The following is a 12566-nucleotide window of genomic DNA, read 5'->3' as shown; positions in this document are numbered from 1 at the left end:
ACCACAAGAACTCGCATGTCCGGCTCCCTGGTGCTGGACCCGGGTGGACGGCGGCCCCACCGCTCGCCGTCCACCCGGACCATTCAGGGGGTCAGTGTCCCGCGATGGCTTCCAGGTGCGGGACCAGCGCGGCCGGACTCGGCTGCGCGGCCATCTCCGCCTTGACCTCGGCCACCGCGGTCTTGATGCCCTGGTCGTGCAGCAGGCGGTGGATCTGCTCGGCGGTGACGCCCTCGTGCTCGGCGCTCAGGCCCGCGCCGCGCTTGGCGATCCGCTCGGCGTTGTAGAACTGGTCCGCGCCCTGCGGCACGATCAGCTGGGTCACCCCGGCGTCGACCGCGGTGAGCGTGCTGCCCGAGCCGCCGTGGTGCACCAGCGCGTCGCAGACCCCGAGCAGCGCGCCCAGCGGCAGGTAGCCGATGGTGCGCACGTGCGGGGGCAGCTCACCCAGTTCGGACAGGTCCATCGACCCGGCGGCCAGGATCAGCTCGGCGTCGGCGTCCACGGCCACGTCCAGGATGGCCCGCCACGGGTTGAGACCGACGTGGGTGGCCATCGCGGTGCCCATGGTGATCACGATCCGCGGGCGCTCCTTCGGCCCGGAGAGCCACTCCGGCAGCACCGCGCCGCCGTTGTAGGGCACGTACCGGGTGCTGATGCCCTTGAGTTCGCCCTCCAGGCTGGGCGGGGCCACGTCGATCGCGTTCGCCTTCTCGGCCAGGCCGTCGACGCCCAGGCGGGTGAAGGTGTCGGTGAGATGCGGCAGCATCCCGTCGAACAGCTCCTGCGCGTTGGTCAGGCCGAAGCCGTGCTGCACGCAGGGGATGCCGAGCTTGGCGGCCACGATCGGGCCTGTGGCGTCGGTCAGGTCGTAGACCACCAGGTCCGGCTGCCACAGCGCGGCCTGGCGGACGGTCTCGTCGGCGGCCAGGTCGGCCATGTGCGCGAACATGACGCCCGCACTGGCCATCGAGTCGGGCCGGGGCTGGCCGGGCTGGGCGGCGGGGAAGCCCTCGGTGCCGAAGTTCTGCTCGATGATCCGCTGGACCTCGGCTTCCCAGTCGATACCGGGACAGGACTCCACCACGGCGAGGCCGGCGTTGGCCGCCGCGGTGGCCGCGGGACCGGTGGTGGCCACCCGCACTTCGTGCCCGGCGGCTCGTAACGCCCAGGCGGTGGAGATCATCGGGAACAGGTGGCCGAGGCCGGCCGAGCTGGTGAACAGGACGCGCATGACTTCCTCCCAGTGGACGATCACCCTCCCTGCCCATCTAACTCGCACACTGAGAATCTTGTCGAGTGAGATAAATAAGGAACACGGAACGAACCGGACGGGTCCGCGTGGGATCACCCTGTTGTGGGATTGCGCGAAGAGGGACCAACACAATGTTGATCAGACAAGAAGGGGCGACCCGCTCAACCGGCCTGGGGGTCACCGGGAGCGAGCCGCCTCCGTCAGTCTACGCGGACCGGCGCCCGGCCCACGACCGGCCCTCGAATACTTTTTGCTCTCGAGAAGAAGCCAGGTGCAGGCAATCGAGTGACGGGCCAGGCATGCGAGTGATTTCGCTGGTGAGCACTCCATGACAGCCCGTGCCCGGCCGATTACTCCTCCATGCCCATGCCCAGTGCGCCGAACGCGGTCAACCCGCTGCTCGCGCCGCTGCGGCTGAGGTCAGCCGAGTGCTCCCGGGGCCGGGCCACCGCCCATGGGTGAACCACGCTGGTGGGTGGAATGCGATGACCCCTTCGGACGGGCGCGGTCGGTGACCCTGCTCGCCGAACCAGACTCAGTGTTACTCATCACACCGCCAGGAGAGACGGCCGTCCTGTCCGCCACGCAGACCCGGGCTCTGCACGCGGCACTGGACGACGCCCTGGCGGAGTCCTCCCCCGCGAGACGAGGAGACGACCAGGATGGACGACGTGCTGCGCCAGGCGGTGCTGGACCGGCTCGCCCTGCTTGACCAACTGGCCGAGGAGGGCGACGCCAACTCGCTGCTGCCGCTGGCGCGCACCGAGCTTCAGCGCCTGGCCGAAGGCTGGCGGTTGCTGCTGACCGTGCATCAGCCGGATGAGGACGGCCGCTGCAAGGCCTGCCCCGGCGGGTTCCTCGGCCGCGGCAGGCGCTGGCCCTGCCAGATGTGGCTGACCGCGCACAAGCACCTGATCAACGACGGCTCCGGGCACCGGGAACGCCGGATGGCCAAGCGGAACCCGTTCAGCCGCAAGGCCGCCCGCGCCGTGCCACCGGTGCCGCCCGCGCTGCCGAACCCGCCGAGGGAGAGCACCATCCCGCCGGACGTGCTGGCCGCGCTGGTCACCCAGGCCGGTGGTCCGCCGCAGCAACGCCAGGGCACCATGCCGCCCGGCGTGATCCCACCGTTCACCGGGGTCAACGGCACCATCACGCCGGAGACCACGCCCCCGCTGACCGGCACCCTGCCCCCGGGCGCGGTGCTGCCGGTGCGCATCCCACAGGCCGTGACCGGCACCATGCCGCCCGGTCAGCTCGCGCCGTTGTCCCCGCTCGGGGGACAACAGCAGACCGTGGCGCCGCCGGTGATCGGCGCGGTCAGCGTGGTCACGGCAGGCGCCCGCGCCGCCGCCCAGACGCCGCTGCCGCTGGCCGAGGTCCCGGCCGAGGGCGCGGCCGAGGTGACCACCGAGATCCCCCGGATCCGGCTCACCCTGCCCAGCGAACTCGACCCCGAGCTGCTCGAACAGCTCAGCGCCACCCTCGACCCGGAACGGCCCGCGCCGCTGGAGACCACCGACCCCGGCATCCACCGGGCGGCCGTGGTCGAACGCGAGCCCACGCTGCCCCGGATCCGGCAGCGGCCCGTGTAACCGGTCACTCCGGGCGCCATGGTCGGCAACTGTCCTACACGGAGCCGACCAATGCGGCAGTATTGCGGCCGTACCCCGTGGCACCTGGAGGAACGCGTGCACGACGGCAGCGGCCGGATCGTGGTGGGGAACCTGACGAAGCAGTTCGGGAACATCACCGCGGTGCAGGACCTCAGCTTCATCGTCGAACCCGGCACTGTGACCGGCTTCCTCGGCCCCAACGGGTCGGGCAAGACGACCACCCTGCGCATGGTGCTCGGCCTGGTCCGGCCCACCGGCGGGCAATCGACCATCAACGGGGTGCCCTACGAGCGGCTCGGCACGCCGGGCCGGGTGGTCGGCTCGGTGCTGGAGGCGCAGAGCTTCCATCCCGGCCGGTCCGCGCGCAATCACCTCAAGATCTACGCCGCCGCGCTGATGGTGCCGGACGAGCGGGTGGACCAGGTGCTCCAGCTGGTCGGCCTGGCCGCCGCGGCCGACCGGCGGGCAGGCAGCTTCTCCCTCGGCATGCGGCAGCGCCTGGCGCTGGCCACCGCGCTGCTGGGCGATCCGCAGGTGCTGGTGCTGGACGAGCCTGCCAACGGGCTGGACCCGGAGGGCATCGCCTGGCTGCGCACCTTCCTGCAGTCCTTCGCCCGCAGCGGCCGCACCGTGCTGGTCTCCAGCCACCTGCTGGCCGAGGTCGAGCAGACCGTGGACCACGTGGTGATCATCAGCCGCGGCCGGACCGTCTACAACGGCGGTCTGGACACGCTGCGCCAGTCCCAGCAGAGCCGGGTCATCGTGCAGCCCTCCGACCCGCACAAGCTGGTCGAGGCCTTGCAGGCGGCCGGGCACACCATGATCGAGCCGACCCAGGACGGCAGGCTGGCCATCACCGGCGTGCACACCAAGCAGGTCGCCGACGTGGCGCTGGCCGCGGGCGTGGCCATCTACGCCATGCAGGAGGAGCAGGTCGACCTGGAGCGGCTGTTCTTCCAGCTCACCAGCGCCCAGTACACCGGGGCGGCGCCCGGCCAGTATCCGCCGCCGACCCCGCCCGGCGGTGGCTGGGGACCGCCCTCCGGCGGCCTGCCGGCCCCGACCTCCTACCAGCAGGCCTACCAGCAGGAACAGGCGTACCAACCGGGTTATCAGCAGCCGCAGCAGCCCGGTTATCCGCCACAGCCCGGTCAGCAGGGCAACCAGTACGGAGGTAACGCCTGATGGGCGCCCTGATCAAGAGCGAGCTGCGCAAGATCCTGACCACCAACGTCTGGTGGGCGCTGCTGATCCCGGCGGCGCTGGTCACGCTGCTGGTCACCCTCGGCGGCAGCGCGTTCGGCATGCTGCTCTCCAGCGTGGCCTCGCAGGTCCAGGACACCGAGATCAACGTGCCGCTGGCGCTGCTGGTCTTCCCCACCGGGGTGAACATCGGCACCATCTTCACCGCGATCTTCGGCGGGCTGGCGGTGGCCGCGGAGTTCCAGCACCGCACGATCACCACCACCTACCTCACCGCGCCCTCGCGCACCTCGGTGCTGCTGGCCAAGCTGGCCGCCTACGGTGGTTTCGGGGTGCTCTACGGCGTGGTCATCGTGTTGTTCGGCTCGATCGGCGCGCTGCTGGCGCTGGACATCGACAACTTCCCGAACCTGGGCTCCTGGCTGGTGCTCTGCCTGGTCTCGGTGCTGGCCAACGTGCTGTGGGCGGTGCTGGGCGTCGGCCTGGGCGCGCTGATGAGCAACCAGATCGCGATCGTGCTGGTGGTGCCGCTGGGCGCGCTGGTGGAACGGCTGCTCCGCGGCCTGCTGGGTGCCCAGGGCGTGGGCGAGGTCGGCAACTTCCTGCCCAACGCGGTGGGCAACGGCCTGGTCAGCGGGGTGGGCCAGGACCTGTTCATGGACAACATCGGCACCAGCATGCGCAGCATGGGCCGCGCCCTCACCGACGCCAGCGAACCGTCCTGGTGGCTCAGTGGCCTGGTGTTCCTCGGCTACCTCGCGCTGTTCCTCGGCCTGGGCAGGCTGGTCGCGCAGCGGCGGGACATCGCCTGATCGGAAAATGTGTCGGCACCCCGGGTTAGCGTGAGGGGGTGCCCGAACCGACCACCACGCAGCAACCCGCAGGCCCTGGCTGGATCCGCAAACTGAGCCGTGCCTGCTGGGCGCACCCGAAGCTCGTGGTGGCCGCGATGCTGGCCGCGGTGGTCGGGGTGGGCCTGCAGGCCGTGGCCCCGCTGCTGCTGGCCAGGGCGGTGGACGACGCGGTGGCTGGCAGCACCGCCTGGCTGGGCTGGATCGTGGCCGGGCTGAGCGCGCTGGCGCTGCTGTCCTTCGGCGCCGGGTTCGTGCGCCGTTACCTGGGCGGGCGGCTGGCCCTGGACGTGCAGCACGACCTGCGGCGCGCGGTGTTCGCCTCGGTGCAGCGGCTGGACGGCGGCACCCAGGACTCGCTGCGCACCGGGCAGGTGGTCTCCCGGGCGATCACCGACCTGCAGCTGGTCTACTCGCTGATGTCGATGGTGCCGCTGGCCGCGGGGCAGGTGGTCTTCGCGGTGATCGCGCTGGCCGCGATGCTGTGGCTGTCCCCGCTGCTCACCCTGGTCGCGCTGCTGGTGGTGCCGATGGTCTTCGTGACCGTGCTGCGCAGCAGGGGCGTGTTGTTCCCGGCCACCTGGTCGGCCCAGCAGCGGGCCGCGGACGTGGCCCAGCACGTGGAGGAGACGGTCACCGGGGTCCGGGTGGTCAAGGGCTTCGGGCAGGAGGCCAGGGAGACCGGCAGGCTGGAAGCGGCGGCCACCCGGCTCTTCGGCGAACGGCTGCGCGCGGCCCGGCTGACCGCCCGGCCGAACGCGACGCTGGCCGCGTTACCCGCGCTCGGCCAGGTCGGCGTGCTCGGCTTCGGCGGGGTGCTCGCGCTCAACGGGCAGGTCAGCCTGGGCACCTTCCTGGCCTTCGCCACCTACGTGGCCAACCTGATCGGCCCGGCCCGGATGCTGTCCAGCCTGCTGATCACCAGCCAGCTGGCCAGGGCCAGCGTGGAGCGGGTGTACGACCTGGTCGACTCCCAGCCCGAGGTCACCGACGCCCCGGACGCCGCCGGCCTGCCGGACGGGCCGCTGGCGGTCTCCTTCGAGGACGTCCGGTTCGGCTACAGCCGAGGTGAGCCGGTGCTGGACGGGGTGAGCCTGCACGTGGCGCCGGGCGAGACGCTGGCCCTGGTGGGCACCGCGGGCTCGGGCAAGTCCACCGTGTCACTGCTGCTGCCCCGGTTCTACGACGTGCACGCGGGCGCGGTGAAGCTGGGCGGGGCGGACATCAGGGGACTGCGGATCGCCGCGTTGCGCGGGGCGATCGGGGTGGTGTTCGAGGAGGCGTTCCTGTTCTCCGACAGCGTGCGCGCCAACATCGCCTACGGCAGACCCGCGGCCACCGACGCCGAGGTCGAGGCGGCGGCCAGGGCCGCGGAGGCGCACGAGTTCATCGAGGCGCTGCCGCACGGCTACGACACCGTGGTCGGCGAGCGCGGACTCACTCTTTCCGGTGGCCAGCGGCAGCGGGTCGCGCTGGCCCGCGCACTGCTGTCCGACCCCAGGGTGCTGATCCTGGACGACGCCACCTCCGCGGTGGACCCGGCCACCGAGGCCGCCATCCACGCCACCCTGCACGCGGTCACCGCGAGCCGGACCACCCTGCTCATCGCGCACCGCCGGTCCACCCTGGCGCTGGCCGACCGGATCGCGGTGCTCGACGGCGGCAAGGTGGTCGACGTCGGCACCAGGGCCGAGCTGACCCAGCGCTGCGCGTTGTTCCGGGCCTTGCTGGCCGGTCCGGGCGAGGTGATCGAGGAGGCCCAGGCCGAAGCGCCGCAACGGCTGGAGCCAGGCCCGGACGGGGTCACGCCCGCGCTGTGGCCGGACCCGCCCGCGGAGACCTGGGCGCCAAGCAACTCGGCCCGGCAGGCCGCGGCAGGCGGCCGGTCCGGCCGAGGTGGTAGCCGGGGCGCCGCGCTGGGTGCGCTGGAACCGACCCCGGAACTGCTCGCCCAGGTGGACAAGCTGCCGCCGGTGCGGGACGAGCCGGAGCTGCCGGGCATCGACGCCCGCGCGCCCGACCCCGGTTTCCGGTTACGCAGGCTGCTGCACCCGGTGCGGTCGTTGCTGCTGCTCGCGGTGGCCTTCGTGGCGGTGGACGCGGCCGCCTCGATCGCGCTGCCCACCCTGTTCCGGCACGGCGTGGACGCCGGGGTCGGCGGGCGCTCGGGCTGGGCGCTGGCCGGGCTGGTGCTGCTCGGCGTGCTGGTGGTCGGCATCGGTTGGGTCGTGGTCAGCGCGCAGACCCTGGTCACCGCGCGGGCCGGGGAGAGCGTGCTCTACCTGCTGCGGGTGCGCAGTTTCAGCCACCTGCAACGGCTCGGCCTCGACTACTACGAGCGCGAGCTGGCCGGGCGGATCATGACCCGGATGACCACCGACGTGGACGCGCTGTCCACGTTCCTGCAGACCGGACTGGCCACCGCGGTGGTCAGCGTGCTGACCGTGGGCGGCATCGCGGTCGCCCTGCTGGTCACCGATCTGGCGCTGGCCCTGGTCGCACTGGCCGCGCTGCCGATCCTGCTGGGCGCCACGGTGATCTTCCGGCGGTACTCCTCGCAGGCCTACGCCGAGGCGCGGGAACGGGTCTCGGTGGTCAACGCCGACCTGCAGGAGAACGTCTCCGGGCTGCGCGTCTCCCAGGCCTTCACCAGGGAGGAGCACTCCGCGGCCGCCTTCGCCGAGCGCAGCGACGCCTACCGGCGGTCCCGGCTGCGCGCCCAGCGCTACATCGCGACCTACTTCCCGTTCGTCACCCTGCTCTCCGACCTGGCCCAGGCCGCGGTGCTGGGCGTGGGCGCCTACCGGGTGGCCACCGGCTCGCTGACCACCGGCGTGCTGCTGGCCTTCTTGCTCTACCTGGGCCTGTTCTTCGCCCCGATCCAGCAGCTGTCCGGGGTCTTCGACGGCTACCAGCAGGCCAAGGTCGGCCTGCGCCGGATCGGCGACCTGCTGCGCACCCCGACCTCGGTGCCACCGGCGGGCCACCCGCGCGCGGTGCCGGCCCGGCTGCGTGGCGCGGTGGAGCTGCGCGGGGTCGGATTCACCTATCCGGGCACGGATCGGCCCGCGTTGAGCGATATCTCGCTGACCGTGCGTCCCGGCGAGACCATCGCGCTGGTCGGCGCGACCGGCGCGGGCAAATCCACCCTGGTCAAGCTGATCGCCCGGTTCTACGACGCCACGCAGGGCGCGGTGCTGGTGGACGGGGTGGACATCCGCGCCTACGACCTGCCCGGTTACCGCGGCAGGCTGGGCGTGGTGCCGCAGGAAGCGCACCTGTTCACCGGCGACGTGGCGGGCAACATCGGTTACGGCAGACCGGAATCCACCCCCGCCGAGCTGGAGGCCGCGGCCCGCTCGGTCGGCGCGCTGCCCATGATCGCCGGCCTGCGCGCCGGGTTCCGCCAGCCGGTAGGCGAACGCGGGCAAGGGCTTTCCGCCGGTCAGCGTCAGCTGGTCGCACTGGCCAGGGCCCGCCTGGTCGACCCGGACCTGCTGCTGCTGGACGAGGCCACCGCCGCCCTGGACCCGGCCACCGAAGCCGCCGTGCTGGACGCGAGCGACCGCCTCAGCGGCGAACGCACCACCTTCGTGGTCGCCCACCGGCTGGCCACCGCGGCCCGCGCGGACCGCATCGTGGTCCTCGCCGGCGGCCGGATCGAGGAGGAGGGCACCCACACCCAGCTGCTCGCGATGGGCGGCGCCTACGCCCGTTTATGGGCCGCTGGAACCCTCGATGCCGCCTAGCGGACCTGCCTTGAGCTGGCCTTGAGGTGCCGATTTCACACTAAAACGATCCAGTAAACGATTCTGTGACCTAGCCCTCCGCGTGCTGCCCCCGCCCTGTACCACGGCGGCGCGCGGTAGGACTAGCCTGAAACAGAGTGTGTCTTACCCCGAGCAGATGGATCGAGGCGAGTGTCGGCCGTGTCCAGCAGCAGCCCTGCGTCACAGTTCGGCCCCAATGAGTGGCTAGTCGAGGAAATGTACGAGAACTTCCTCGCTGATCCCACCTCCGTAGACCCGGCGTGGCACGACTTCTTCGCCGACTACAAGCCGACGCAGAAGTCCGCCGACACCGGCGTGACAGCGGCGCAGTCGGCCGCCGCCAGCACTGTGACAACAACCCAGGCAGCCCCCCCGAAGGCGCCTGACACCAATGGTCAAGCACCGGCGACCGCCCCCAAGGTGGCGACCCCGGCCAAGGCGAAGCCGACCCCGTCGGCCGCCGCGACCGCGACCCCGGTGAAGCAGCCCGCGGGTCCCGGCGAGCGCAAGCCGCTGCGTGGCGCCGCCGCGGCGATCGCCAGGAACATGGAGCAGTCGCTGACCGTGCCGACCGCCACCTCGGTGCGCTCGGTCCCGGCCAAGCTGCTCGCGGACAACCGGATCGTGATCAACAATCACCTCAAGCGGACCCGCGGTGGGAAGGTCTCCTTCACCCACCTCATCGGTTACGCGATCGTTCGGGCGCTGGAGAGCTACCCGAACATGAACCGGTTCTTCGCCGAGACCGACGGCAAGCCGACCATCGGCACGCCCGAGCACGTCAACCTCGGCCTGGCCATCGACCTGCCAGGCAAGGACGGCGCCCGCACCCTGGTGGTTGCCTCCATCAAGAGCTGCGAGTCCATGTCCTTCCTGCAGTTCTGGCAGGCGTATGAGGACCTGATCCGCAAGGCGCGCGGCGGCAAGCTCGGCAACGACGACTTCACCGGCACCACGATCTCGCTGACCAACCCCGGCACCATCGGCACCAACCACTCGGTGCCGCGGCTGACCGCCGGTCAGGGCGCGATCATCGGCGTTGGCGCGATGGAGTACCCGGCCGAGTTCCAGGGCGCCAGCGAGAAGGCCCTGATCAAGATGGGCATCAGCAAGATCATCACGCTGACGTCCACCTACGACCACCGGATCATCCAGGGCGCCGAGTCCGGCGAGTTCCTGCGCCGGATCCACCAGCTGCTGCTGGGCGAGGACGGCTTCTACGACAGCATCTTCGCCTCGCTGCGCATCCCGTACGAGCCGATCCGCTGGGTGGCCGACATCCCGGACGGCGCGGTGGACAAGACCGCCCGCGTGCTGGAGCTGATCGACGCCTTCCGCAGCCGCGGCCACCTGATGGCCGACACCGACCCGCTGAACTACCGCCAGCGCCGCCACCCGGACCTGGACGTGCTCTCGCACGGCCTGACCCTGTGGGACCTGGACCGGGAGTTCGCCGTCGGCGGCTTCGCGGCCCAGGAGCGGATGAAGCTGCGCGACGTCCTCGGCGTGCTGCGCAACTCCTACTGCCGCACCGTGGGCATCGAGTACACCCACATCCTCGGCCCGGACGAGCGCAAGTGGCTGCAGGAGCGGATCGAGGTCCCGCACTCCAAGCCGGACCAGGCCGAGCAGATCTACATCCTGAGCAAGCTCAACGCGGCCGAGGCCTTCGAGACCTTCCTGCAGACCAAGTACGTCGGGCAGAAGCGGTTCTCCCTCGAAGGCGGCGAGACCGTCATCCCGCTGCTGGACGCGGTGCTGGACAAGGCCGCCGAGTATGACCTGGACGAGGTCGTCATCGGCATGCCGCACCGGGGCCGCCTCAACGTGCTGGCCAACATCGTGGGCAAGCCGATCTCGCAGATCTTCCGCGAGTTCGAGGGCAACCTGGACCCGGGCCAGGCGCACGGCTCCGGCGACGTGAAGTACCACCTCGGCGCCGAGGGCAAGTACTTCCGGATGTTCGGCGACGGCGAGGTCAAGGTCTCGCTGACCTGTAACCCCTCGCACCTGGAAGCCGTGGACCCGGTGCTGGAAGGCATCGTCCGGGCCAAGCAGGACATCCTGGACAAGGGCGCCGAGGGCTTCACCGTGGTGCCGGTCATGCTGCACGGCGACGCCGCCTTCGCCGGTCAGGGTGTGGTGGCCGAGACGCTGAACCTGGCGCTGCTGCGCGGCTACCGCACCGGCGGCACCGTGCACGTGGTGGTCAACAACCAGGTGGGCTTCACCACCGCGCCGGAGTACTCGCGCTCCAGCCAGTACTGCACCGACGTCGCCAAGATGATCGAGGCGCCGGTCTTCCACGTCAACGGCGACGACCCCGAGGCCTGTGTCTGGGTGGCGAAGCTGGCGATGGAGTACCGCCGGGCCTTCGGCAAGGACGTCGTGATCGACATGATCTGCTACCGGCGCCGTGGTCACAACGAGGGCGACGACCCGTCGATGACCCAGCCGGCCATGTACGACCTGATCGACACCAAGCGCTCGGTCCGCAAGACCTACACCGAGGCGCTGATCGGCCGGGGCGACATCTCGGTCGAGGAGGCCGAGAGCGCGCTGAAGGACTTCGGCAGCCAGCTGGAGCACGTCTTCAACGAGGTCCGCGAGCTGGAGAAGCACCCGGCCGTGGTGAGCCCGTCGGTGGAGGCCGAGCAGGTCATCCCGACCAAGCTCAAGACCGCGATCTCGCTGGAGACGCTGACCCACATCGCCGACTCGCACATCAACCTGCCGGAGGGCTTCAGCCCGCACCCGCGGGTCAAGCCGGTGCTGGAACGCCGGGCCAAGATGGCCCGCGAGGGCGGCATCGACTGGGCCTTCGCCGAGCTGCTGGCCTTCGGCTCGCTGGTGATGGAGCAGCGCCGGGTCCGGCTGGCCGGTCAGGACTCCCGCCGCGGCACCTTCGTGCAGCGGCACTCGGTGCTGATCGACCGCAAGACCGGCAAGGAATACACCCCGCTGCAGAACCTGTCCGACGACCAGGCCAAGTTCCTGGTCTACGACTCGGCGCTGTCGGAGTTCGCCGCGCTCGGCTTCGAGTACGGCTACTCGGTGGCCAACCCGGACGCGCTGGTGCTCTGGGAAGCCCAGTTCGGTGACTTCGTCAACGGCGCCCAGCCGATCATCGACGAGTTCATCTCCTCCGGCGAGGCCAAGTGGGGCCAGCGCTCCGACGTCGTGCTGCTGCTGCCGCACGGCCACGAGGGCCAGGGCCCTGACCACACCTCGGGCCGGATCGAGCGGTTCCTGCAGCTGTGCGCCGAGGGCTCGATGACCGTGGCGGTGCCCTCCACCCCGGCCAGCTACTTCCACCTGCTGCGCCGGCACGCCCTGGACGGGATCAACCGCCCGCTGGTGGTGTTCACCCCCAAGTCGATGCTGCGCCTGAAGACCGCGACCAGCCCGGTCGAGGACTTCACCGAGAGCAAGTTCCACTCGGTGCTGGCCGATCCGCTGGTCGCCGACCCGAACAAGGTCGACCGGGTGCTGCTGTGCAGCGGCAAGATCAGCTACGAACTCAACGCCGAGCGGCAGAAGCGCGGCGCGGACAACGTGGCGATCGTGCGCATCGAGCAGCTCTACCCGGTGCCGCACAAGAAGCTGGCCCTGGTACTGGACAAGTACCCCAACGCCAAGGACGTCCGCTGGGTCCAGGAGGAGCCTGCCAACCAGGGCGCCTGGCCGTTCCTGGGGCTGTCCCTGCCGGAACTGCTGCCGGAGCGGCTGGCCGGACTCAAGCGCGTCTCGCGGCGCGCGATGGCCGCCCCGTCGGCCGGGTCCAGCAAGGTGCACGAGGTCGAGCAGGCGGCCTTGATCGCCAAGGCTTTCGACTGATCGTTTGAAGTGGTCCCGAGCCGCCAAGTCCACT

General features: G+C 70.9%; 6 protein-coding genes. 5 read left to right on the top strand and 1 reads right to left on the bottom strand.

All coding sequences use genetic code 11. The features are described from left to right. Window positions 1-91: 91 nt before the first annotated feature. Window positions 92-1234, bottom strand: coding sequence for a nucleotide disphospho-sugar-binding domain-containing protein (locus ACTOWY_RS29920; RefSeq protein ID WP_441312944.1), 1143 nt, complete (start codon window positions 1232-1234; stop codon window positions 92-94). Window positions 1235-1917: 683 nt separating this feature from the next. On the opposite strand from ACTOWY_RS29920, the gene ACTOWY_RS29915 reads away from it, so the two are divergent. The 5 genes from ACTOWY_RS29915 (at window position 1918) to ACTOWY_RS29895 (ending at window position 12532) form a co-directional block, all read left to right on the top strand. After that, window positions 1918-2850 (top strand): hypothetical protein, encoded by a 933-nt coding sequence (locus ACTOWY_RS29915; RefSeq protein ID WP_441312943.1) that lies wholly within the window; start codon window positions 1918-1920, stop codon window positions 2848-2850. Between the two features lie 96 nt (window positions 2851-2946). After that, window positions 2947-4056 carry an ABC transporter ATP-binding protein gene (locus ACTOWY_RS29910; protein ID WP_441313050.1) on the top strand — a complete coding sequence of 370 codons (1110 nt, stop codon included), beginning with the start codon at window positions 2947-2949 and terminating at the stop codon, window positions 4054-4056. Next, on the top strand, window positions 4056-4886 hold the full coding sequence (locus ACTOWY_RS29905) for a hypothetical protein (RefSeq protein ID WP_441312942.1): 831 nt from the start codon (window positions 4056-4058) through the stop codon (window positions 4884-4886). The genes ACTOWY_RS29910 and ACTOWY_RS29905 overlap by 1 nt, the downstream gene beginning before the upstream one ends. 38 nt (window positions 4887-4924) lie before the next feature. After that, complete coding sequence (locus ACTOWY_RS29900) at window positions 4925-8674, top strand: ABC transporter ATP-binding protein (protein WP_441312941.1); 3750 nt, start codon at window positions 4925-4927, stop codon at window positions 8672-8674. 180 nt (window positions 8675-8854) lie between these two features. Further along, a complete protein-coding gene (locus ACTOWY_RS29895; protein ID WP_441312940.1) occupies window positions 8855-12532 on the top strand; it encodes a multifunctional oxoglutarate decarboxylase/oxoglutarate dehydrogenase thiamine pyrophosphate-binding subunit/dihydrolipoyllysine-residue succinyltransferase subunit in 3678 nt (1225 codons plus the stop codon). The last annotated feature ends 34 nt before the right edge of the window (window positions 12533-12566 follow it).

The organism is Crossiella sp. CA198 (assembly GCF_052078295.1).
GTDB lineage: Bacteria > Actinomycetota > Actinomycetes > Mycobacteriales > Pseudonocardiaceae > Crossiella.
Note: the sequence above shows the minus strand (reverse complement) of the source record. Positions and strands in the feature narration are given on the sequence as shown.